The sequence below is a fragment of the Streptococcus mitis subsp. hohhotensis genome, from assembly GCF_020089495.2.
In the GTDB taxonomy this organism is placed as follows: Bacteria; Bacillota; Bacilli; order Lactobacillales; family Streptococcaceae; genus Streptococcus; species Streptococcus hohhotensis.
The window spans coordinates 1-22,878 of sequence record NZ_JAIRCA020000016.1 but is presented as its reverse complement, the minus strand read 5'-3'; the positions used below and the strand labels follow the sequence as shown (position 1 = coordinate 22,878).

Here is a 22,878-nt window from a genome sequence, read left to right as displayed (position 1 = left end):
GTTGAGGAAATAATTAAAAATAAAAATACCACACTTTGTAAGGAAACAAGGTGTGGTTGCATTTTATCTCTTAGACCAGGTTCTCTTCATAAAGAGAAGGAGGATTGGGTATATCTCCAAACGACCTGCAATCATAGCAAAGGAGAGGAGAATTTTTGAGATAGGGCTAAAGATTGAGAAACTAGATGTCGTTCCTAGAATAGGTCCGATATTATTGAAACAGCTAAAGACAGCGCTGGTAACGACCAGGAAATCATTGCTATCGAGGCTGACAATAAAGATAAGCGCTAGCAAAATCATTGAATAGATGACAAAGTACTTGAGAATCTTATGCTGGGTATCTTTGTCAATCACTGTTTTATTAACATGGAGAGTCAAAACACGGTGGGGCGATAGGATTGACAAAATTTGGTTTTTGGCAATTTTTGAAAGGATAAGGCCTCGAATAACCTTGAGTCCACCTGCGGTTGATCCAGCAGAACCACCAATTCCCATGAGGAGGAGAAGGATAAACTGGGAGAAGAGGGGCCAGTTGGTAATATCTCCGTAACCAAAACCAGTTGTCGTAATGATATTGGAAACTTGGAAGAAGGCCATTTCAAAACTCTTTGAAAATCCCGGGTAGAGGTAGAGAGTATTAAGGCTAATCAAGCCTGTAGAAACCAGAACAATGACCAAGTAAGCTCGAAGTTCTTCATCTCCAAAGAAGGCCTTGACGCGACGGAGCATGAGGTAGTAGTAGAAGTTGAAATTTACTCCAAAAACCAGAACTCCTATACTAACTAGATAGGTAATCAGTGAGCTGCCATAGTGAGCAATTCCATCGTTATAGACGGTAAAACCCCCTGTACCCGCAGTACCCATGGCAATGACAAAACTATCAAATAGGGGCATGCCAGCCAGATAATAGATGATGACAAAGAGGGAGAAGAGAGCCAGATAGAGGAGATAGAGAATCTGGGCAGTATTTTTGAGTTTGGATACAACCTTACCAAAGACGGGACCAGGAACCTCAGCCTTCATCACTTCTAGGTGGCTATTTTTGGCATTGTCCATAATAGCAAGTGCAAAAACAAGCACTCCCATCCCTCCAATCAAGTGGGTAAAACTTCGCCAGAAGAGGAGGGAACGGCTGAGAACTGAAACGTCGTTCAGAATAGTGGCTCCGGTAGTTGTAAAGCCAGAACTAATCTCAAAAAAGGCATCAATAACGCTGGGAATTTGCCCAGCAAAAACAAAGGGGAGACCACCAAAGAAAGACCAGAGGATCCAACAGAGGGCAACAATTAAGATTCCCTCCTTGGCATAAATCCGTTGATTTTTTGGTTTTTCCAAACTCCCTGAACCGCCTAGCAATACGAGAATCCCTATTGTTGAAAAGAGGGCTGTAAAAATTTGGCTAGATTCATGGTAATAGATAGCAACAGCCACAGGAACCAAAAGAAGAACAGCTTCAATCAGAAGTAACTTTGAAAGGAGATAACGAATCATACTTTTATTCATTTCTTACCTCGCGATCAAGTCATAAATCTTGGTGATGTTTGGCAACAAAGTTGTTACTAGGAGCTTATCTCCAACTTCTAACATATCCTCCCCAGTTGGGAAAATAGTCTTACCCTTTCGAATAATGGCTGCAATAAGAACCCCTTTTTTCAATTTCAGTTGAGAAAGAGGTTTGGCGGTCATCTTATTAGCTTCCTTGATATGGAATTGCAGGGTTTCGATTTGGCCATTGGCTAGATGGTGCATGGCTTGAAGGTCTGAATACTGGGCATTAACACGACCACGAATAAAGTGCATAATCGTATCTACAGCGATGCTTTTAGGTGTGATGATACTTGAAAAATCAGGTGCATTGATGATCTCGAGGAGACTGGTACGATTGACCTTGGTAATATTTTTCTGTACACCTACCCTGTCAAGAAACATAGAAGTAATCAGATTTTCCTCATCGACTCCTGTTAGAGTTGCAACGGCATCATAGTTTTGAGCACTTTCTTCCAGCAGGATATCTTTTGCGGTTCCATCTCCTTGAACGATGTAGAGATTTGGGAATTTCTCGCTAAAGAAGCTAGCGATTTCAGGATTGATTTCAATAACCTTGGTATCGATACGACTGTCTTTGAGAATACCTAGTAGATAATAGGCAATTCTACCTGCTCCAACGATGAGGAGGCTCTTCACGGCACGTGATTTGAAATAATTATGGAAGAGCATCATATCAACACGGTTACCAGTGACAAAGATTCTATCTTTATCCTGTATGGTCATGTCACCACTTGGGATGATAATTTGATGATCTCTTTCTATCGCACAGACAATGACATTGCCAAATTTTTTCCGAAAATCAGAAATGGGCATTTGGCAAAGACCACTGGTGGATTTGACGATAAATTCCATGAGGCTAACGCGTCCACCAGCAAAGCGTTCGACAGAGAGGGCGTTGGGGAAGTCAATGATATTAGCGATAGCGCGGGCAGCCAAGAGCTCAGGGTTAACGATAAGAGAAAAACCGAGAATATTCTTCTCTTTGAAATAAGAGTTAGAGTATTCAGGATTCCGCACCCGAACGATAGTCTCTTTAGCCCCCATTTTCTTGGCTAGAACGGCTGCAATCATGTTTACTTCATCGTACTCAGTCAGGGCGATAAAGATATCACAATCTTGGACACTGGCTTGCTCAAGGATGGTAAAATCAGCCCCGTTACCAAGGATACCTATGATATCAAAGCGATTGACAATATGATTGAGGACGGCTTCGTCTTGCTCAATCAGCAAAACATCGTGCTTTTCTGCAACCAAGGAGCGACAGAGGGCAAAACCAACTTTTCCCCCTCCGACAAGGATAATTTTCATAATAAAACCTACTTCTTCATTATGTAACTATCATACCTTTTTTCAAGAAAAAATGCACCTACTAGCTAATAACTAGGGTTTTTAGTAGGAAATTTGCTATAAGGTAAAACTATACCCTAACCAATTAAAATAGCTATTAGCGACTTTCTCTGAAATATGGTATGATAAAGGATATACAAGGAGATAAAATGAATAATAATTTACTAGTATTACAATCAGACTTTGGTCTGGTTGATGGTGCGGTATCGGCTATGATTGGAGTGGCTTTAGAAGAATCTCCAACCTTAAAAATTCATCACTTGACGCACGATATCACGCCTTATAATATTTTTGAGGGGAGTTACCGTCTCTTTCAGACGGTGGATTACTGGCCTGAGGGAACGACTTTTGTATCGGTTGTCGATCCAGGTGTCGGCTCGAAACGTAAGAGTGTGGTTGCCAAGACTGCAAAAAATCAATACATTGTCACGCCAGACAATGGAACGCTTTCTTTTATCAAGAAACACGTTGGCATTGTAGCTATTCGTGAGATTTCTGAAGTGGCCAATAGACGTCAAAATACAGAGCATTCTTATACATTTCACGGTCGTGATGTCTATGCCTATACTGGTGCTAAACTGGCCAGTGGTCACATTACTTTCGAGGAAGTGGGGCCAGAGCTTAGTGTGGATCAGATTGTAGAGCTTCCAGTCGTAGAGACTATCATAGAAGATCATCTGGTGAAGGGAGCTATTGATATTCTGGATGTGCGTTTTGGTTCGCTTTGGACCTCTATCACGCGAGAAGAATTTTACAAGCTGGAACCAGCATTCGGTGATCGTTTTGAAGTGACTATCTATCACGCTGATATGCTGGTTTATCAAAATCAGGTTGTTTATGGCAAATCATTTGCAGATGTGAGAATTGGGCAACCAATCCTTTACATCAACTCTCTCTATCGTTTAGGTCTGGCAATTAACCAAGGTTCTTTTGCTAAGGCTTATAATGTAGGTGTCGGTTCATCTTGGACCATTGAAATAAAGAAAATAGAATCATAAAATAGGAGAATATAGATGAAAAATCAATCAATTAAACAAGTTGTTGCTATCGGTGTTGGAGCTGCGCTCTTTGTTGTCATCGGGATGATCAGCATTCCGACACCTGTTCCAAATACAAGCATCCAGCTTCAGTATGCGGTACAGAGCCTCTTGTCTATCATTTTTGGCCCAGTAGTTGGTCTACTTGTTGGTTTAATTGGACATGCAGTGAAGGATTCTCTTGCTGGTTACGGTCTTTGGTGGACTTGGATCATTGCTAGTGGACTCTTTGGTCTAGCTGTAGGACTCTTTAGAAAATACATTCGAGTAACACAGGGTGTTTTTGAGTTGAAGGATATTTTCTTCTTTAACCTCATTCAGATTGTTGCAAATGCCCTTGTTTGGGGTGTTTTGGCACCACTTGGAGACGTTGTGATCTACCAAGAAGCAGCTGAAAAAGTATTTGCCCAAGGGATTGTCGCAGGTATTGCTAACGCTGTAACTATAGCTATCGCAGGTACCCTTCTCTTGCTAGCTTATTCACGTACACAGACTCGTTCAGGAAGTTTGAAAAAGGACTAATACTCTTCGAAAATCTCTTCAAACCACGTCAGCTTCGCCTTGCAGTAGGTATGGTTACTGACTTCGTCAGTCTTATCTACAACCTCAAAACGGTGTTTTGAGCTGACTTCGTCAGTCTTATCTACAACCTCAAAACGGTGTTTTGAGCTGACTTCGTCAGTCTTATCTACAACCTCAAAACGGTGTTTTGAGCAGCCTGCGGCTAGCTTTCTAGTTTGCTCTTTGATTTTCATTGAGTATAACATAAAGGAAAAGGCTGGGAAACCGGTCTTTTTCACTGTTTATAGACTAGTCAGGTAACCAGACTAGGATAGGAATCTTGTTGGCGCTAAGATTTTAAGAGAAGAGTCTGCAAGAAGGGGTTAATTTATGATAAAATAGAAGCCTAAGAAGCGAATGAAGAGAGTAAGATGAAAGAAGCTATAATTGAGTGGAAGGATTTCTCTTTCCAGTATGAAACGCAACAAGAACCGACCTTGCAAGGGGTGGACTTAACCATTTACAAAGGAGAGAAAGTCTTAATTGTTGGGCCATCTGGGTCAGGTAAGTCTACCTTGGGTCAGTGTTTGAATGGGATTATTCCTAATATTTATAAGGGTCAGACATCTGGAGAATTTTTGATAAAGGGGCAAGCAGCCTTCGATACGAGCATCTATGATAAATCTCATCTGGTCAGCACCGTTTTGCAGGATACAGATGGGCAGTTTATCGGTTTATCCGTGGCAGAGGATTTGGCGTTTGCTCTGGAAAATGATATGACAGCTTTAGATGAGATGAAAAGTCGCGTTCATAGATGGGCTGAAAAGTTGGACCTTATTTCTTTACTGAATCATCGTCCTCAGGATTTGTCAGGTGGACAAAAGCAGCGGGTCAGTCTGGCTGGTGTCTTGATTGATGAGAGTCCGATTCTCTTGTTTGATGAGCCACTTGCCAATCTTGATCCCGAGTCAGGTCAGGATATTATCGAATTGATTGACCAGATTCATAAGGAAGAGGGGACGACGACTCTTATTATCGAGCACCGTTTGGAGGATGTTCTACATCGACCTGTGGATCGGATTGTCTTGATAAACGATGGTCGTATCCTCTTTAATGGTAGCCCTGACCAGCTACTGGCGACTGATTTATTGACCCAAAATGGAATTCGAGAGCCCCTTTATCTCACTACTCTACGTCAATTAGGTGTGGATTTAGTCAAGGAAGAACAATTAGCAGATCTGGATAACTTGTCTATCTCAAAAGGTCAGATTCAGTTGCGGACGGAACTGGTAAAAGAAACCCCAGAATTGCAGTCACTCTTTAAATTAGAGGACGTGTCTTTTTCTTATGATGATAGACCGATTTTAAAATCCCTACATTTAGATATTAAAAAGGGCGAAAAGATTGCCATTGTCGGGAAAAATGGAGCAGGGAAATCAACTCTAGCCAAGGCCTTAAGTAGATTTATCCAGACAGAAGGTTCTTACCTTTGGGAAGGCCAGGATATCAAAGGAGATTCTGTTGCAGAACGGGCGGAACGAGTAGGCTATGTGCTGCAAAATCCTAATCAAATGATTTCAACCAATATGATTTTTGATGAGGTGGCTCTAGGGCTCCGTTTGCGAGGTGTGGACGAGCAGGAAATTGAAACGAGAGTCTATGAAACTTTGAAAATCTGTGGTCTCTATGAATTCCGTAATTGGCCTATTTCTGCCCTGTCATTTGGTCAGAAAAAACGTGTCACCATTGCTTCAATTTTGGTCTTGGGGGCTGAAATTATCCTCTTAGATGAACCAACTGCAGGTCAAGACCAGAAGAACTATACTGAGATTATGGAATTTCTTGAAGAACTGCATCAAAAAGGACATACCATTGTCATGATTACCCATGATATGCAATTGATGCTGGATTATTCTGATCGTGCTCTTGTCATGGTGGATGGGGAATTGATTGCCGATACTAATCCAGCTAGTCTGTTGAGTAATCCTGAGCTGTTAGTAAAAGCCAATCTAAAAGAAACCTCTATCTTTAACTTGGCCAAGAAATTAGATGTGGATCCACTTGCTTTAACGGCATTTTACAAAGAAAGGAGAGAAGGATGCAAGCTAAATTAATCGGTTACCAGCATAGAGATACTGTGATTCATCGCTTGTCAGGAGCTGGGGAACTCCTCTTTTTCATTCTCGTGTCATTGGCTGCCATGATTAGCTATGATACCAGACTGCTTGTTCTGATTGCCATCTTTTCGGTCTTTCTCCTCTATTTGTCAGAAATCCGCTTTAAAGATGTTTCCTTTGTAGCCGTTTTTGCGACGGTATTTGCTATTTTAAATGTCTTAATGGTCTATCTCTTTTCTCCCGAATATGGGGTTGGGCTTTACGGCGAGAGAAGTGTGATTTGGCAGGGAATCGGAGTCTACACTCTGACCAGTCAAGAGCTCTTTTACCTGCTAAATCTGGCCATTAAGTACCTTTGCACCATTCCTCTGGCTATTATCTTTTTAATGACGACTCATCCTAGTCAGTTTGCTTCTAGTTTAAATCAAATCGGTGTGCCTTATAAGATTGCCTATTCTGTCAGCCTGACCTTGCGCTATATTCCAGATTTGCAGGAAGAATTCTTTACTATCAAGATGTCTCAGGAAGCGCGTGGGATGGAATTATCCAAGAAAGCTTCTCTTATGCAACGAATCAAAGGCAATCTGCGTATTATTACTCCTCTGATTTTCAGCTCACTAGAACGCATTGACACCATCGCGACCGCCATGGAGCTTCGTCGCTTTGGAAAAGAGAAAAAGCGGGCTTGGTATAGTTACCAAGCCTTGAAAAAAGGAGACTATCTTACCTTGCTCTTGGCAGCCTTGTTTTTAGTAGCTAGTTTACTACTTATCTTGCAGAATCAGGGACGATTTTACAACCCTTGGAAATAGCTTGAAAAAATTGAAAAAATCAAGTCGTTTCTATTGACAATGATTCTGAAAGTGTTATACTAAGAAAGTAGTTTCGCTGATTTACTTCAAACCTGTTGTGAGGTAAGTTAACGATGCCTTAACCACGCTGTTTGCTGAGCTTGACTCCGGGCAGTGTGGCTATTTTTTTGCAATGGTGAAAGGAAGCAAGTCATGACAAATCACATTGTATTATTTGAGCCACAAATTCCACAAAATACAGGCAATATCGCGCGTACCTGCGCTGCAACCAATTCTCCCCTCCATATCATCAAGCCTATGGGCTTCCCTATTGATGACCGTAAGATGAAGCGAGCTGGGTTGGATTATTGGGATAAGCTGGAGATTTATTTTTACGACAGTTTGGAAGATTTCATGTCTCAGATGAAGGGCAAACTCTATCTGATTTCGAAATTCGCGGAAAAAGTCTATTCTGAGGTGGATTTATCGACTGACGAGGACTACTATTTTCTCTTTGGACGTGAAGATAAGGGCTTGCCTGAGGATTTTATGCGCGAACATCCTGAGAAAGCTCTTCGTATTCCTATGAATGATGAACACGTTCGCAGTCTCAATGTGTCTAATACCGTCTGCATGATTGTCTATGAGGCTCTCCGCCAGCAGAATTTTGCAGGTCTTGAGCTCGTTCATACCTATGAAGTGGATAAATTGAAATAAAAAATGAAAATGAAAATAAACAAAATGCTTGCGCTTGCAAGCGTTTTTTGTTATGATAAAAGAGTCTTCAGGGCAGGGTGTGATTCCCGACCGGCGGTAAATTTGACTAGCTATTTTAGCTTTCTCGTCGTTGTCTGGTCTCGATATACTTTAAGTATTATCTTCGACTGCGACGCCTAGATAAATCTAAAATATCTTAGCCAAATAAGTCCGCGAGCGCAAGCTGATGTGGTGAGATTCCACAACCGACAGTATAGTCTGGATGGGAGAAGACGAAAGAATAGCTTTGTCTGTTCTGATAGATTTATAGCTGAACTGTAACCGCTTGCTTGAATTTCCTTAATAGAGTGAGAGGGAACTTTTGGGATATAAAAAGTGAGAATAGATAGAGGAATCCTTTCTAACTTCTTCTGATTTTATAGAAAATTGGAGGAACCTGTTATGACAAACACACGTCGACTTTCGACCATTGCGATTTTATCAGCCATCTCATTTGTGCTGATGTACTTTGACTTTCCGCTTTTGCCAGCGGCGTCCTTCCTCAAGATCGAATTTAGTATCTTGCCAGTCCTTGTGGGTTTGGTGGTCATGGATTTGCCTGCTGCTCTAGGAATTCTCTTGCTTCGCTCGCTCTTGAAATTGCTTCTTAATAGTCAAGGAGTGAATACTTACATTGGTTTGCCGATGAATATCGTAGCTTTAGGAGTTTTTGTCATCGTATTTGCTTTGATTTGGAAAAAGGAACGGACAGCCCTTCGTTTCCTACTAGGCTCTCTAGCTGGGACTATTGGTTTAACCGTGGCTATGTTGGTTCTCAATTATGTTTATGCTGTTCCTTTGTACGCTAAGTTTGCTAACTTTGATATTGGAAAAATTTTGGGACTTTCCAACTACCTAATGACCATGGTATTACCTTTTAACTTGATTGAGGGAGTAATCTTTTCCGTTTCATTCTGGTTGTTGTATATTCTCTTGAAACCAACCTTAAAACATTATGAAAGATAAACAAACATTTTTAATGAAGGGCAGTTTTGCCCTTTTACTTTTCGTTATTCTTGGCTACATGGTCAAATTTTACCCTGAAACGCTGGTCGGTTTTGACCAACCGATACAGACTGCCGTTCGAGGAGACTTGCCAGATTACTTGACTATTCTTTTCCGAGCCATCACACGCCTGATTGATATCCCAGTGATTATCACTTGGGTTGTCATCGTAGCCTTTATCTTTTATCGTAAGCGGTGGAAGATAGAAAGTTTCTTCATGCTAGGGAATTTGGCTTTGGCTGGTCTTTTAATCGTGACCTTTAAAAATATCTACCAGCGCCCACGACCAGCTATTTTACACTTGGTTGAGGAGAAGGGATTTTCCTTCCCAAGCGGCCATTCTCTGGCTGTAACCTTGCTGGTCGGTTCTCTGATTGTCATTCTCAGTCAACGGATTAAAAATCCAGTCTGGAGAAAAATCGTGCAAATCGTCCTTGGTCTCTACCTAGTCAGTGTGCTGGTATCAAGGGTCTATCTGGGAGTTCACTATCCATCAGATGTCCTTGCCAGTCTCTGTGTGGGCTTGGGAGTCCTGTTTATCGAGTTTCCCTTCTATGACAAGCTCCGATTCCAATGGCGATTTAAAGGCAAGCAGAAGTGATGAAAAAGATAAAAAATTATACAAAGATAAGGATATAAAATATATATTTTAAACATGTTTTTGAAACTTGATGTACTTTAATAAATAAAGCAAGGAGGAATAAAGTGTGGACATGTTACTAGCGACACGCTTAAAAAACAAGAGAAAGGAATTAAAATTATCTCAAAAGGAATTGGCTAAGGGGATTTGTGAGCAAGGACAGATTAGCCGTATGGAGCAAGGTAAATACTCACCCGGGTCAGAATTACTCTTTCAGCTATCTAAGCGATTGAAGGTGAGCATGAATTATTTCTTTGAAGAGACTGAGGTTTCTAGCTTGGAAAATATTGATAAGTTTAAAGAACTATCTAAGAAGTTTTTGGATGAGAGGGAATATGAATCTCTCCATTACATATATGAACTAGAAAAATCTAAACGTGCTCGTTTATCTGCTAAAGATCAGATTTATTTAGACTGGATTGATACATTAGTTCAATTCCATTATCTGAATCATCAAACAGAGGCAGTTGCGAAATTGGAAAAAATACTGTTGTCTCTGAAAAAATCTGATTTTTACTATCTACAGCTGGGAAATACCTTGGCTAATTTTTATTTTGATATGGGGCAGGAAGACACATATCAGGAGCTCTATCAACTTTTAAAAGAGAATATCCAGTCATTATCTGTTCATCATTTGGAACAATTAGAATTGATGATTAAATTCCGATATAACTATTGTAGATATTTGTGGTTGAATGAACAAACATCTGAAGCTATAGAAGAGATTACAGAAACAATAGCTATTTGTAAAAGATATAATAGTAGTTATCGATTAGCAGATTTGTATTGTTTATTGGGAAATATAAGTGTGGGATTTGCTGAAAAGGATAGGATACTAGGTTTTTATCAAGTATCTTATCAGCTTTACAAGCACGAAGAGAACCAGAGAATGATGATGGAAATTGAGAAGGAAATGAAATTATTGGAAAGTGAAGATTAAGAAAAAGATTTGTATTTTTAGATAACTTAAATTCATATTTCAAAAAAAATAAGAAATCTACATAAAAATTATTGACAAACTAAAATTGATGTGTTAGAATATCGTCAATAGTTAAGGAGGTTTAGAAGATGAAAAGATTTCAAGTTGTCAAGCTATGTATATTAATTGCTTTATTGCTTCTATTTCTATTTAATGTGTTAAGTGGCTCTTTATCTGTAACAACTAGAGGAGTTGATCCAGGACCAGCATATGGAATTTCACTTTAAAGATATCCAACATATCGCTTCATAAACAGAATTGAGTTTTACTTTCAAAAATAAATCAGATTCTGATGGAGGATTTAGTCCTTAAGTGTTGTATTAGTGTATTGAGACTTCATTTATCTGGATGTTGAAGTTTTGCTTGTGAGATTTATCTAAAAAACTCTTTAACTATATTTATAAAGGCTTTATAGAATTTTCCTTTCCGGAAAAAGAATTCTAAATAAAATTAGGAGAATCACCATGGAAACATTGTCAAATCTTGAGATGTTACCAGTTGCACCTCTTCCTACGCAAGTTGAAAGATTATGCGACTTTACATGCTCGGTTACAGTCGGTTAGTCTTAAATGCTTTTAGAACCTCTTCTTATTGAAATGTTGATGTCTGCATATAAAATATTTCATAATTCTTTATAGTTTGACAGTTCATTTTTAAGAAGTTCAAGTTTAATAGGCGCTTTCATGTATTTAATCAATTGTAGATTATTTACGAAAGTTTAAGATAGTTTAATTATATAGGAGAGGTGGGTTAGTCTACTTCTCTTTCTTTATATACGAGGAGTAATTAATGGATGTTCTTGAGAATTCAATACAACAATTTGATTCTAAAGTTAAGTATGTTTCTTCTGACTGGGTTTATTTTGGCTATAATAAGAATTTATCAGATTCGGGATGGAAAATTCACATAAGTTCACAAATGAAAGATGCGGTTAGTATCTTTACACTAGTAGCATCTTTTTTACGCGAAATTGAATGTTCATTTAAAGTTGTTAAGGATATTGAAAGTTTAAAAAAGATTAACTCTCCACGAGAAACGTCACCTATAGCCAATAAATTTATGACAATTTATCCTGCAAATGATAAGCAAGCTCGTGAAATAATATTAGCGTTACGTGAGAAACTTGCTATATATTTTTCTCCAAGAATATTGTCTGATTTTCAATGTGGAAAACATTCACCGCTGCACTATAGATTTGGTTCATTTAAAAAAATACAAGAATATGACGAAAAAAATCACAAAATTATTTATTTGTTGAAAAACGAGGAGGGGAATTGGGTAGAAGATGTTCGTAAAAATTTTCCTGTGATACCTGATTGGAAGGAGGATCTTTTTACTCCAGAAGAGAAACAGGAGTTATTTGGAGAGATAGGGAGAATACCTGAGAATCATTTAATAAATAACTATAAATTTGAAATAATATTAAAAAAATCTAACAGAGGGAATGTATATAGAGCTAAAAAGAAAGATACTGGGGAAAAAGTTATTGTGAAACAAGTGCGCCCTTTTGTCAGCAACGATGTTGAGGGGAAGCATTTTGCTATCGCTGAGATAAAAAATGAAGCTAATATGTTGAAGATATTAGATTCTCAGCTTTATACGGCAAACTTTATAGATGAGTTTGAAGTTGATGGAGACTATTTTGTTGTTCAAAGTTTTATTGAAGGATATAGTTATTTTGATTTAATTGGGGAAGAAAGGTTTTCTTATAGAACAAAATTAAAATTAATAGATAATTTAATATCAATTGTTAATTCTATTCATAGTTTAGGATATAAGATTGTAGACTTATCGCCTACAAATTTTATTTATAGAGAAGATGGTTCTATATTTTTAATAGATTTAGAGAATGTATCTCTGATAAAAGATGTACGACGATATGTAAAACCCCCTTTTATGGTAAATCCAGATAATGACCTATCTGAGAGTTCGATTAATCAAGATTATTTTGCTGTAGCCATGACTAGTTTTGCTATTTTGGTTGGTAGAACATTAGCTTTTTCGCCGGGAGACAATCTGTACGATATTAGTTGTATTGATAAAATAAAACAAGCGTTACGAATCGCTAAAAATATGGAATATATATCAGAGAGTGTGTATTACTGGTTGATTTATCTGTTGAATTTAAGTGAAGCGAAAGAATCTACTAATATAATAAAGAAAATTAATGAAATTGAAATTTTGAATATTGATATGTCAGAGGTGGATTTTAATGTTAGTTGTTATGATTTTAAAAAGGAATCTGAGAAAATAGCACATTTTATTTTATCCCAAAATATTGATAGCACAGGTCGTCTTTTACCTTCAAATGAATTTGGAGAATTTGTTAACCCGATATCTTTTCAGCACGGACTGTCTGGTTATATAATATTTGTTACTCAATGTTTATCGTCTTCTGAACTGAAGTTAGTTAAGCAATGGGTTCAAAAGATAGAAATAACAAGAGATAGCAAGAGTTATCTGTATCAAAATTCATTGTATTTTGGTGCGTCAGGATTTTTATGGGCTTTAATATTATTGTTTGAAAGAACAGGTGATATTTTTTATAAAAATAAAGCTACTACTCTAGTAAGTGAAATATTGTTAGGTTATAATGATATTAGCGAACAGGATTTTGTTTTAGGAAAAGCAGGTGTTTTGCTATCTCTTATGAGGTATTATGAGTTGGAAGGAACCGCCTATCTTGAAGAATTTATCCATACTGCAATTTCTGAACTTCAAGAGGAAATCGGTCAGGATTTTTCACAATATAATTCCTTGTTTGATTATAGTTTTGCTCATGGAAAAGCAGGAATAGCATATGTTTTGAATGAATATAAAATTTTATTTGATAGTAAGAAATTTGATTCCATAATAAGTATTTTTACAGAAGAAATTGCAAAAATATTATCACAAGAAATTTTGAAAAATAAAAATAGTTACAATAATTTAGAGCTATCTTGGTGTGATGGACTATCAGGGTTGATTCTATATCTTTGTTTGGTCGAACCTCTAAAATACTCTAAGTTAATTTCGGAGGCTAGAGTGGTGATTCTTAACCACCACCTGAGTATGGAAACATGTTATTGCCATGGCATTGCTAGTCTGTTACAAACTTATGCGTATGTATTTGGAGATAAAGATAAGAATGATATAGTTCAGTTGCTTCTTACTAAGTCTTTTAGAAAGTATGATGAACTTCTTGTTTTTCAAAGTGAGAATCGAAATTACGATTATTTTGATTTTGGTATTGGAACTTTGGGAATATATTGGGCACTGTTAGAATTTCAATTTCCTTTTGAACTGAAGAAGGAGGCGATTCAATGAATACTTTTTTGACTAATAAAAGTTATCGAATGTTGCTGATTAATCAATGGGTTTCGTCATTTGGGGATACGCTGTTTTATATTTCCTTTATTTCGTATGTATCGGGATATAAATTTGCTTCATTAGCTGTTCTTTGTATAACAGTTTCGGAGACTTTGCCACAGATTTCTCAGTTGTTCACAGGTGTTATTGCCGATTTTCAAAAAAATCGTGTCGCAAAATATATTGCTATATTGGCAAGTAAGTTTCTGCTTTATACTCTATTGACACTGTTTGTAGCGGATAAGAACTTCTCTATGGGGATGGTTCTCCTTATTTGCGGAATCAATCTTTTATCAGATACCATGAGTTATTTTGCGGGTGCTATGATTTCTCCTTTGTATGTGAGGATTATCGGAGATGATATGACAGATGCTATGGGGTTTAGACAGGCAACTGCTGGTGTAGTTAATATTCTCAGCAACCTTATAGGTGGAGTTTTGATTGGGGTTATCAGTCTTCAGATGTTTGTAGGTTTGAATGCTTTGACCTTTCTTTTTGCACTGTTGGGTGTGGTGCTTATTCGTACTTCTTTGAGAGATATTGAGGGACAGATGGAGGTTGGTAAAAGATTAACCGCAAAATCTTTTGGAGAGCATTTCCTCCATTCAATGAAGATATTGTCAAGTTTTCCAGCAATCATCAAATTAATATTCATTGCAGCTATGAACCAAGTGATTTTAAGTATTATTACCCCTTTAACGACCTTGATGTTGATCCATCATCCATTTATCTTCCTTGACACTGGGCAATCCATTGCAGTCTTGTCCGTGGTTATTTTTTCAGGAACGATTGTGGGAAGTTTTCTGAGCGGAAGTATCTTAAAAAATATTCCCATAAAAATGATTGCTTACTTTGAAGAAATTATGCATCTCTGTATTCTCTTTTCTTGGTTGACCAATCAGTTTCTCCTTTTATTGGCAGTTGTCTTCTTATGCGCAGTTGCTGTAGGAATGATGGGACCTCGGATTTTCAACCTTGTATTTTCGATGGTTCCAGAGGAAGTTATGGGAACCATACAGTCAGTGCTTGGAGTGTTTAATGTTGTTGTACCAGGAATTCTTAGTATGCTCATCGTTGCATTAGCGAGTGCTACAAACCTAAAAACCACAGTGATTCCACTTTTTATTTTTGTGTTGACTGCCTTAGCGATTGTGAGAGCAATGAAAATAGAGTAATAGTAGTATGAACTATTGTCTCTTTTGTGGATGGGAGTCCTGTTTATCGAGTTTCCCTTCTATGACAAACTCCGCTTCCAATGGCGATTTAAAGGCAAGCAGAAGTGAGTATCAAATTCCTTTGAGGAGAAAGAAATGAAAGTCAATATAGCAGATCTTCATCCGACTCAACTATACTTATCAGAAAAGAAGTTGCAAGATATTCAGATGCTTTATCAGTCGGTAGAACTAAACAATGTTGATCCAATTAGTATTCTTGCCTTTGGAAATTGCTTGTTGATTACAGATGGGCATCATAGGGCTTATCAGGCTTTATTGGCAGGTTGGGATACGATTTCTGCTGAGTGGGATAGAGATGGTGGTGATGAACTATATCACCTCTATGCGCAAGCTTGTGAGGAAAGAAAGATTTACTCTGTTCTGGATTTAAAAAATCATATCTTAGCTCAAGATGAGTATGAAGCAAAATGGTATAACTGGTGTGATGGTTTTAATCAAGCAACAACTCTCTTATTGAAAAGGAAAGCTGATGAAACAGATTTTACAAATAGATAATGCACTACGTCTCGTTCCTTATTGTAAGGTCAATCATTGTGAGGAAGCTTTTGCTTGGTATCAGGATGTGAACTTGGTTTACCTCGTAGATGGGGTAAAGCTTCCTTACAGTCAAGAAACTTTGGAAGCCATGTATTCCTATTTGGATCAGCATGGTGAACTTTTTTGGATTGAAGTCAAGGAGAAGGGAGAATGGTTTCCAATTGGGGATGTTACACTATCTCAGGATAATCTCCCCATTGTGATTGGGAATTCAGCTTACCAACATCGAGGACTTGGAAAAAAGATTCTAAGTGCTTTGATTGAATTGGCTCGAGTAAAAGGATGGAAAGAATTGAGAGTCAAGGAAATCTACACCTACAATCATGCTTCTAGGAGGTGTTTCAAGTCGCTTGGATTTGTTGAAAATGGAGCAACAGAAAAAGGAACGAGTTTTGTATTGAAATTAGTCTAATCTAACTTGTTTTTTAACTAAAAATCTGATAAACTAAGTAGTAATTGAATAGGAATCTGCAAGACTAGTAACTCAAGGGAAGTATGACAGGGAGGAGAGCCGTGACTGCAAGCTCTCTATATGAAATCTGGGTGAATTCACTTGCGCATGGATTTAGAAATGAAGGTCTGACTTGTCAGATAAAAACGGATGGTACCGCGTGTCAACGCTCCGAGTGGAGTTTTTGGCATGTGGTTTTCTTTTTATCTACGAGAGACTGATGGAGGAATTATGTCAACTATTGAAGAACAATTAAAAGCGCTTCGCGAAGAAACGCTGGCTAGCTTGAAGCAGATTACTGCTGAAAATGAAAAAGAGATGCAAGATTTGCGTGTCTCTGTCCTTGGTAAAAAGGGTTCGCTCACTGAAATCCTCAAAGGGATGAAAGATGTTTCTGCTGAGATGCGTCCAATCATCGGGAAACACGTCAATGAAGCTCGTGATGTCTTGACAGCTGCTTTTGAAGAAACAGCTAAGCTCTTGGAAGAAAAGAAAGTTGCTGCACAATTAACTAGCGAGAGTATAGATGTGACGCTTCCAGGTCGCCCAGTTGCGACTGGTCACCGTCACGTTTTGACACAAACCAGTGAAGAAATCGAAGATATTTTCATTGGGATGGGTTACCAAGTCGTGGATGGTTTTGAAGTGGAGCAAGACTACTATAACTTTGAGCGTATGAACCTTCCCAAAGACCACCCAGCCCGTGATATGCAGGATACTTTCTATATCACAGAAGAGATCTTACTCCGTACTCATACATCTCCTGTGCAGGCGCGTGCCATGGATGCCCATGATTTCTCTAAAGGTCCTTTGAAAATGATCTCACCAGGGCGTGTCTTCCGTCGTGATACGGACGATGCAACCCACAGTCACCAGTTCCACCAAATCGAAGGCTTGGTTGTTGGGAAAAATATCTCTATGGCTGACCTTCAAGGAACCCTTCAGTTGATTGTGCAAAAAATGTTCGGTGAAGAGCGTCAGATCCGTTTGCGTCCCTCTTACTTCCCATTCACAGAGCCATCTGTTGAGGTGGATGTTTCTTGCTTCAAGTGTGGTGGAGAAGGCTGTAACGTATGTAAGAAAACAGGTTGGATCGAAATCATGGGTGCCGGTATGGTTCACCCACGTGTTCTTGAAATGAGTGGTATCGATGCGACTGTTTACTCTGGATTTGCCTTTGGTCTTGGTCAAGAGCGCGTAGCTATGCTCCGTTACGGAATCAACGATATCCGTGGCTTCTACCAAGGAGATGTCCGCTTCTCAGAACAGTTTAAATAATGATTAGAAAAGTAGAAATGCCAGATGTTGAGGTGTTGGCTAAAATAGCCAAACAAACCTTTCGTGAAACATTTGCTCATGATAATACGGAAGAGCAGTTACAGGAATACTTTGCAGAGGCTTATAGTCTGAGAGTTTTGTCAACTGAGTTGGAAAATCCAGAATCCGAAACCTATTTCATTATGCATGAAGAGGAGATAGCTGGTTTTCTCAAAGTCAACTGGGGAAGTGCTCAGACTGAGAGAGAATTAGAGGATGCTTTTGAAATTCAACGTCTCTATGTGCTACAAAAATTCCAAGGATTTGGATTCGGTAAGCAACTGTTTGAATTTGCTCTTGAACTTGCTACAAAAAATAGTTTTTCTTGGGCTTGGCTAGGTGTTTGGGAGCATAATACAAAAGCTCAAGTATTTTATAATCGATATGGTTTTGAAAAATTTAGCCAACATCATTTTATGGTTGGTCAAAAAGTAGATACAGATTGGTTACTGAAAAAGAAATTAAGGTAAGAAGATGATTCTTCTATTGAAATGATAGGAAAGGAAAAGAACTAGAGTGATAACTGTCATTCTGGAAAACTAAATTATGCTTGTATCTTATAAATGGTTAAAAGAATTGGTGGACATTGATGTGCCATCACAAGAGTTGGCTGAAAAAATGTCAACTACAGGGATCGAGGTAGAAGGTGTGGAATCACCAGCTGCTGGTCTCTCAAAAATTGTCGTCGGTGAGGTCGTGTCTTGCGAAGATGTGCCAGAAACTCACCTCCATGTTTGTCAGGTTAACGTTGGCGAAGAAGAAGCCCGTCAAATCGTTTGTGGTGCACCGAATGTACGTGCTGGGATCAAGGTCATGGTGGCACTTCCAGGAGCTCGCATCGCTGACAACTACAAAATCAAAAAAGGGAAAATCCGTGGCTTAGAGTCACTTGGAATGATCTGTTCACTTGGAGAATTAGGTATTTCTGACTCAGTTGTCCCGAAAGAATTCGCAGATGGGATCCAAATCTTGCCAGAAGATGCAGTTCCTGGAGATGAAGTCTTCTCATACCTAGATTTGGATGATGAAATCATCGAACTTTCCATTACACCAAACCGTGCAGACGCTCTTTCTATGCGTGGGGTGGCTCATGAAGTGGCAGCCATCTATGACAAGACAGTCAACTTTAAAGAATTTACTCTTTCAGAAACGGACCAAGCTGCAGCAGATGCCCTTTCTGTCAGCATTGACACAGATAAGGCGCCTTACTATGCCGCTCGTATCTTGGACAATGTGACTATCTCACCAAGTCCACAATGGTTGCAAAACCTTCTCATGAACGAAGGAATCCGTCCAATCAATAACGTTGTAGACGTGACAAACTACATTCTGCTCTACTTTGGTCAACCTATGCATGCCTTTGACTTGGATACCTTTGAAGGGAGTGACATCCGTGTGCGTGAAGCGCGTGCTGGTGAAAAATTGGTGACTTTAGATGGTGAAGAACGTGACTTGGACGTGAATGACTTAGTTATCACTGTCGCAGACAAGCCAGTAGCTCTTGCAGGTGTCATGGGTGGGCAAGCAACAGAAATCTCGGAAAAATCTAGTCGCGTTGTCCTTGAAGCTGCTGTCTTCAATGGCAAATCTATCCGTAAAACTAGCGGTCGCTTGAATCTTCGTTCTGAGTCATCTTCTCGCTTTGAAAAAGGCATCAATGTGGCAACAGTCAATGAAGCCCTTGATGCGGCGGCTAGCATGATTGCAGAACTTGCTGGTGCGACGGTTCGTAAGGGCTTCGTTTCAGCAGGTGAGCTTGATACTTCTGATGTGGAAGTTTCTTCTACCCTTGCAGACGCCAACCGTGTTCTTGGAACAGATCTTTCATACTCTGATGTTGAAGATGTCTTCCGTCGTCTTGGATTTGGTCTCTCTGGAAATGCAGATAGTTTTACAGTCAGCGTACCACGTCGTCGTTGGGACATCACCATTGAAGCAGACCTCTTTGAAGAAATCGCTCGTATCTATGGATATGACCGCTTGCCAACTAGTCTTCCAAAAGACGATGGAACAGCTGGTGAATTGACTACGACACAAAAACTTCGTCGTCAAGTTCGTACCATTGCTGAAGGGGCAGGTTTGACAGAAATCATTACCTACGCTCTGACAACGCCTGAAAAAGCAGTTGAGTTTACGGCTCAACCAAGTAACCTTACGGAACTTATGTGGCCAATGACAGTGGACCGTTCTGTCCTCCGTCAAAATATGATCTCAGGTATCCTAGATACAGTTGTTTACAACGTGGCTCGTAAGAATAAAAACTTGGCCCTTTATGAGATTGGGAAAGTTTTTGAACAAACTGGCAATCCAAAAGAAGAACTTCCAAATGAGATTAACAGCTTCGCCTTTGCCTTGACAGGCTTGGTTGCTGAAAAAGATTTCCAAACAGCAGCCGTTCCAGTTGATTTCTTCTATGCTAAAGGAATCCTTGAAGCCCTCTTTGCTCGTTTGGGACTAGAAGTGACTTATACAGCGACATCTGAAATTGCTAGTCTTCATCCAGGTCGTACAGCAGTCATTTCACTAGGTGACCAAGTTCTTGGTTTCCTTGGTCAAGTGCATCCAGTCACTGCTAAGGCCTACGATATTCCAGAAACTTATGTGGCAGAGCTCAACCTTTCAGCCATCGAAGCCGCCCTTCAACCAGCTGCTCCATTTGTGGAAATCACCAAATTCCCAGCAGTCAGCCGTGACGTTGCCCTTCTTCTCAAGGCAGAAGTGACTCACCAAGAAGTTGTGGACGCTATCCAAGCTGCCGGCGTGAAACGTTTGACAGATATCAAACTCTTTGACGTCTTCTCAGGTGAGAAATTGGGACTTGGTATGAAGTCAATGGCTTATAGCTTGACTTTCCAAAATCCAGAAGACAGCTTAACGGATGAAGAAGTCGCACGCTACATGGAAAAAATCCAAGCGTCTCTCGAAGAAAAAGTCAATGCAGAAGTACGTTAAGTTATTAGAGTTTGAAATAAAAATTTAGACTTAAACATAAAAAACGAATAAAACTAGTTTTCTGGAGAGTCAGAATTTTGTTTTATTCGGTTTTTTTGTTTTTAAATCTTAGGTCTTGTTAGTGTGAATGAAGTTGTTCTTATATACTTTCTTGATTTCGCTTTTATAACTGTTTAAGACTACAGTAGATTGAAATAAACTGCGAACAAATCTATTGGGGAATTCAACCAAGTTTATAGCAATGTTTTAGAAGTTTCAATGTGCTGTTTCAACTTCGGCATGAAATAAAATCTAAGTGTATTTTTATATCTCTGTCTAATAAATTAAAATACTTGATTTATTAGTATAACAATGATAAAATTAATCTGAAAACAGTGTCTGGGAGATAACTTTAGTTAATATATATATTGATCAGCATTGCCGTTTTCACTAGTTTAATAGATAATAAAGGAGTCTTTATAGATGGGAAAAAATCATTCTATGAGTCGAGTAGAACGCTCACGTCGTGAGAAGGTAACTCGTTACTCTGTCAGAAAAGTAAGTTTTGGTGCGGCCAGTGTGGCGGTCGCAGCATTTTTCATGTTTTTGGGAAATGGTGCAGTGTATGCAGCAGAACCAAATGTAACAGCAACAGATCCTGCCCTAGCAGCTACTCCAGCAAATAATCAGTTGGATGAAAATTCTGGTGCCAGTGACTCGACTGCTCCGAAAGCTCAAGCAGACACAACTACTCCAACACCTGCTGATGCTACTCCAGCGCCAGTAGTATCATCTACTACTTCAGCAATAGAAGAAAAATCAGCAGAAAAAAACACTGAGGCATCATCTGCAGAAGCAAATAGCGTAGAAAACAAACAACAAACAACAGTGAAAGCTGAAGAGCCATCTACGACATCAGTAGCAACAACAAAACCTGCAGAAGAAACTGCAACAACAGAAAGCAGCAAGCCAAAAGTACGTAAAAGACGTGCTGCAGCCCCTGCCTCACCAGCGACTGCAGCTGATGCCGATACAGATGCAAATCAAGTTTTTGAAGCTCCAGAAGATGGTGCAAGTGTAGACTATTTGGCGGCTAAATTAAAAGCTTTGCCTGAAACAGTAGAGAATGAGAAAAAACTTGCTAACATAGACCAAGTTGGTGCTACCAAAAGTATAAATCCAGGTGAAGTGAGTGAATTGGATGAATTTGGTGGTTGGAAGGCAGTCAATGGCGGAAAATTCGGTGTTGCAAGAAAGACAGATAACGGGGTATTTTCTATTGAGACTGTGAATACGGTTCGAACTCAAAATGGGAAAGATAAGACGTGGTTGAATGAATCTTCTTTTGAACGCTCAAAGAATTATGCACTATTCCTGGGGTTGGTGAGGACTAAAGCGACAGAACAAGAAGAAGTTGATGATCGTAGTAAGTATACGCAAGAAGGGGACTATAGTAATAAAGGGAAAGGGGTGACAAAATACAAGGGAATTGAAAAAACGTTTAAAAACTATTCACCCGAGACAGGTTCTGATGTTACTGTGTCTTTCTATACTGGTATTACAGGAGATATTGATGGTAATAAAGCTGGTTATAAGGTTGAGGTAATAGCAAAAACAGATGAGGGAAATGAAACTATAATTTATAATCAATCTTTTTATCCACAAAATGAAATTAGTGATGAAAATAAAATAGTTAAAAAACTTAATTTGGGAGGAGATGCCGTATTAGAAACTATTAGATCCAAAACTGAAGATAAGAAAAACGAATTGACTAAGAAATTGGGAGAGGATTCAAATAAGAGAAGATTAGGAACTTCTCATGGAACTTTTACTAGTAAAAATATTAGCTTAGCTTCTGGTGTAACAGAGTATACTGTGCGTATTAGTGCAGCGGATAATAAAAAATTGGGGATGGGATTTCAAGTTCCATGGAGGCAGTATGCTCTACCAGTTGTTGGAACAGGGTTTAGAGTTACTCAGGATACTAGGAAAGTAGCTAAGGACTTAGCTAAAAAAGTTTATGATGAATTAGCCAGACAAAAAGAAAAAGACACAAAATGGTCTACTCCTGAAACCAAGGCTGATTATGAAGAAAAATTGAACAAAATTAAGGAGAATTTGGATATTACATCTACTACTGCTAATTACAAAACAGTAGTGGAAGAGGCTCTAGAAAAACGGAAACAGCTGGACGAAGAGCAGCAAATAAAAAACAAAGCTAAGGAAGCAGTAGATGCAGCATTAGCAGAAAAAGCAAAAGCAATCGAAGCTAACGACAAACTTACAGATGCAGAAAAAACAGCAGCTAAAGAAGAAGCTAAGAAAGCAGCAGACGAAG

The 22,878-nt window shown here is 38.9% G+C and carries 20 protein-coding genes, 1 pseudogene and 1 riboswitch; of the genes and pseudogenes, 18 read left to right on the top strand and 3 right to left on the bottom strand.

Annotated features, from left to right (window positions below; all coding sequences use genetic code 11):
- Positions 1 to 63: 63 nt before the first annotated feature.
- Both K4Z77_RS07330 and trkA read right to left on the bottom strand, forming a co-directional pair.
- A complete protein-coding gene (locus K4Z77_RS07330; RefSeq protein ID WP_224218915.1) occupies positions 64 to 1,503 on the bottom strand; it encodes a TrkH family potassium uptake protein in 1,440 nt (479 codons plus the stop codon).
- 3 nt (positions 1,504 to 1,506) lie between these two features.
- A complete protein-coding gene (gene trkA / locus K4Z77_RS07325) occupies positions 1,507 to 2,856 on the bottom strand; it encodes a Trk system potassium transporter TrkA (protein WP_224218914.1) in 1,350 nt (449 codons plus the stop codon).
- Positions 2,857 to 3,044: 188 nt separating this feature from the next.
- Here trkA and K4Z77_RS07320 point away from each other — a divergent pair, with 188 nt between their 5' ends.
- On the top strand, positions 3,045 to 3,893 hold the full coding sequence (locus K4Z77_RS07320; protein ID WP_045605043.1) for an SAM hydrolase/SAM-dependent halogenase family protein: 849 nt from the start codon (positions 3,045 to 3,047) through the stop codon (positions 3,891 to 3,893).
- A 15-nt stretch (positions 3,894 to 3,908) separates the two neighbouring features.
- Entirely contained in the window at positions 3,909 to 4,454 is a 546-nt protein-coding gene (locus K4Z77_RS07315; protein WP_224218913.1) for an ECF-type riboflavin transporter substrate-binding protein, read from the top strand.
- Here the strand turns inward: K4Z77_RS07315 and K4Z77_RS07310 are convergent.
- Positions 4,451 to 4,687, bottom strand: coding sequence for a hypothetical protein (locus K4Z77_RS07310; protein ID WP_224218912.1), 237 nt, complete (start codon positions 4,685 to 4,687; stop codon positions 4,451 to 4,453). The genes K4Z77_RS07315 and K4Z77_RS07310 overlap by 4 nt on opposite strands.
- Positions 4,688 to 4,864: 177 nt before the next feature.
- On the opposite strand from K4Z77_RS07310, the gene K4Z77_RS07305 reads away from it, so the two are divergent.
- From K4Z77_RS07305 to K4Z77_RS07230, 16 genes and pseudogenes are all read left to right on the top strand, one after another.
- Entirely contained in the window at positions 4,865 to 6,547 is a 1,683-nt protein-coding gene (locus K4Z77_RS07305; RefSeq protein ID WP_224218911.1) for an ABC transporter ATP-binding protein, read from the top strand.
- A complete protein-coding gene (locus K4Z77_RS07300) occupies positions 6,532 to 7,362 on the top strand; it encodes an energy-coupling factor transporter transmembrane component T family protein (protein WP_224218910.1) in 831 nt (276 codons plus the stop codon). Before K4Z77_RS07305 ends, K4Z77_RS07300 begins: the two co-directional genes overlap by 16 nt.
- 192 nt (positions 7,363 to 7,554) lie before the next feature.
- Positions 7,555 to 8,058: a tRNA (cytidine(34)-2'-O)-methyltransferase gene (locus tag K4Z77_RS07295; protein ID WP_172928053.1), complete on the top strand. Its 504-nt coding sequence runs from the start codon at positions 7,555 to 7,557 to the stop codon at positions 8,056 to 8,058.
- A gap of 59 nt (positions 8,059 to 8,117) precedes the next feature.
- Positions 8,118 to 8,336: riboswitch (FMN riboswitch) on the top strand.
- Between the two features lie 163 nt (positions 8,337 to 8,499).
- Complete coding sequence (locus tag K4Z77_RS07290) at positions 8,500 to 9,063, top strand: ECF transporter S component (RefSeq protein WP_224218909.1); 564 nt, start codon at positions 8,500 to 8,502, stop codon at positions 9,061 to 9,063.
- Complete coding sequence (locus tag K4Z77_RS07285; protein ID WP_000653438.1) at positions 9,053 to 9,703, top strand: phosphatase PAP2 family protein; 651 nt, start codon at positions 9,053 to 9,055, stop codon at positions 9,701 to 9,703. Before K4Z77_RS07290 ends, K4Z77_RS07285 begins: the two co-directional genes overlap by 11 nt.
- Before the next feature lie 106 nt (positions 9,704 to 9,809).
- Positions 9,810 to 10,682 (top strand): helix-turn-helix domain-containing protein, encoded by an 873-nt coding sequence (locus K4Z77_RS07280; protein ID WP_004237388.1) that lies wholly within the window; start codon positions 9,810 to 9,812, stop codon positions 10,680 to 10,682.
- A gap of 128 nt (positions 10,683 to 10,810) precedes the next feature.
- Complete coding sequence (locus K4Z77_RS07275) at positions 10,811 to 10,948, top strand: hypothetical protein (protein ID WP_160313022.1); 138 nt, start codon at positions 10,811 to 10,813, stop codon at positions 10,946 to 10,948.
- 562 nt (positions 10,949 to 11,510) lie between these two features.
- Positions 11,511 to 14,027 (top strand): class III lanthionine synthetase LanKC N-terminal domain-containing protein, encoded by a 2,517-nt coding sequence (locus K4Z77_RS07270; protein WP_224218908.1) that lies wholly within the window; start codon positions 11,511 to 11,513, stop codon positions 14,025 to 14,027.
- Positions 14,024 to 15,244, top strand: a complete 1,221-nt coding sequence (locus K4Z77_RS07265; protein WP_001091364.1) for an MFS transporter — start codon at positions 14,024 to 14,026, stop codon at positions 15,242 to 15,244. Before K4Z77_RS07270 ends, K4Z77_RS07265 begins: the two co-directional genes overlap by 4 nt.
- A gap of 30 nt (positions 15,245 to 15,274) precedes the next feature.
- Positions 15,275 to 15,352 (top strand): annotated as a pseudogene (locus K4Z77_RS07260) (phosphatase PAP2 family protein); the annotation flags it as partial.
- 27 nt (positions 15,353 to 15,379) lie between these two features.
- Positions 15,380 to 15,799: a chromosome partitioning protein ParB gene (locus K4Z77_RS07255; protein ID WP_049521070.1), complete on the top strand. Its 420-nt coding sequence runs from the start codon at positions 15,380 to 15,382 to the stop codon at positions 15,797 to 15,799.
- Positions 15,774 to 16,253: a GNAT family N-acetyltransferase gene (locus K4Z77_RS07250; protein ID WP_224218907.1), complete on the top strand. Its 480-nt coding sequence runs from the start codon at positions 15,774 to 15,776 to the stop codon at positions 16,251 to 16,253. The genes K4Z77_RS07255 and K4Z77_RS07250 overlap by 26 nt, the downstream gene beginning before the upstream one ends.
- 270 nt (positions 16,254 to 16,523) lie before the next feature.
- Positions 16,524 to 17,570 (top strand): phenylalanine--tRNA ligase subunit alpha, encoded by a 1,047-nt coding sequence (gene pheS, locus K4Z77_RS07245; protein WP_033678364.1) that lies wholly within the window; start codon positions 16,524 to 16,526, stop codon positions 17,568 to 17,570.
- On the top strand, positions 17,570 to 18,079 hold the full coding sequence (locus K4Z77_RS07240; RefSeq protein ID WP_224218906.1) for a GNAT family N-acetyltransferase: 510 nt from the start codon (positions 17,570 to 17,572) through the stop codon (positions 18,077 to 18,079). The genes pheS and K4Z77_RS07240 overlap by 1 nt, the downstream gene beginning before the upstream one ends.
- 76 nt (positions 18,080 to 18,155) lie before the next feature.
- Positions 18,156 to 20,561 carry a phenylalanine--tRNA ligase subunit beta gene (gene pheT, locus K4Z77_RS07235; RefSeq protein WP_224218905.1) on the top strand — a complete coding sequence of 802 codons (2,406 nt, stop codon included), beginning with the start codon at positions 18,156 to 18,158 and terminating at the stop codon, positions 20,559 to 20,561.
- A 462-nt stretch (positions 20,562 to 21,023) separates the two neighbouring features.
- Positions 21,024 to 22,878: YSIRK-type signal peptide-containing protein (locus K4Z77_RS07230; RefSeq protein ID WP_224218904.1), on the top strand; the 1,855-nt coding region annotated here is incomplete at its 3' end.

Excerpts from the sequence above, each read along its gene's own strand:
- K4Z77_RS07330 (WP_224218915.1), bottom strand. The coding sequence starts at position 1,503 with ATGAATAAAAGTATGATTCGTTATCTCCTTTCAAAGTTACTTCTGATT.
- trkA (WP_224218914.1), bottom strand. The coding sequence starts at position 2,856 with ATGAAAATTATCCTTGTCGGAGGGGGAAAAGTTGGTTTTGCCCTCTGT.
- K4Z77_RS07320 (WP_045605043.1), top strand. The coding sequence starts at position 3,045 with ATGAATAATAATTTACTAGTATTACAATCAGACTTTGGTCTGGTTGAT.
- K4Z77_RS07315 (WP_224218913.1), top strand. The coding sequence starts at position 3,909 with ATGAAAAATCAATCAATTAAACAAGTTGTTGCTATCGGTGTTGGAGCT.
- K4Z77_RS07310 (WP_224218912.1), bottom strand. The coding sequence starts at position 4,687 with ATGAAAATCAAAGAGCAAACTAGAAAGCTAGCCGCAGGCTGCTCAAAA.
- K4Z77_RS07305 (WP_224218911.1), top strand. The coding sequence starts at position 4,865 with ATGAAAGAAGCTATAATTGAGTGGAAGGATTTCTCTTTCCAGTATGAA.
- K4Z77_RS07300 (WP_224218910.1), top strand. The coding sequence starts at position 6,532 with ATGCAAGCTAAATTAATCGGTTACCAGCATAGAGATACTGTGATTCAT.
- K4Z77_RS07295 (WP_172928053.1), top strand. The coding sequence starts at position 7,555 with ATGACAAATCACATTGTATTATTTGAGCCACAAATTCCACAAAATACA.
- K4Z77_RS07290 (WP_224218909.1), top strand. The coding sequence starts at position 8,500 with ATGACAAACACACGTCGACTTTCGACCATTGCGATTTTATCAGCCATC.
- K4Z77_RS07285 (WP_000653438.1), top strand. The coding sequence starts at position 9,053 with ATGAAAGATAAACAAACATTTTTAATGAAGGGCAGTTTTGCCCTTTTA.
- K4Z77_RS07275 (WP_160313022.1), top strand. The coding sequence starts at position 10,811 with ATGAAAAGATTTCAAGTTGTCAAGCTATGTATATTAATTGCTTTATTG.
- K4Z77_RS07270 (WP_224218908.1), top strand. The coding sequence starts at position 11,511 with ATGGATGTTCTTGAGAATTCAATACAACAATTTGATTCTAAAGTTAAG.
- K4Z77_RS07265 (WP_001091364.1), top strand. The coding sequence starts at position 14,024 with ATGAATACTTTTTTGACTAATAAAAGTTATCGAATGTTGCTGATTAAT.
- K4Z77_RS07255 (WP_049521070.1), top strand. The coding sequence starts at position 15,380 with ATGAAAGTCAATATAGCAGATCTTCATCCGACTCAACTATACTTATCA.
- K4Z77_RS07250 (WP_224218907.1), top strand. The coding sequence starts at position 15,774 with ATGAAACAGATTTTACAAATAGATAATGCACTACGTCTCGTTCCTTAT.
- pheS (WP_033678364.1), top strand. The coding sequence starts at position 16,524 with ATGTCAACTATTGAAGAACAATTAAAAGCGCTTCGCGAAGAAACGCTG.
- K4Z77_RS07240 (WP_224218906.1), top strand. The coding sequence starts at position 17,570 with ATGATTAGAAAAGTAGAAATGCCAGATGTTGAGGTGTTGGCTAAAATA.
- pheT (WP_224218905.1), top strand. The coding sequence starts at position 18,156 with ATGCTTGTATCTTATAAATGGTTAAAAGAATTGGTGGACATTGATGTG.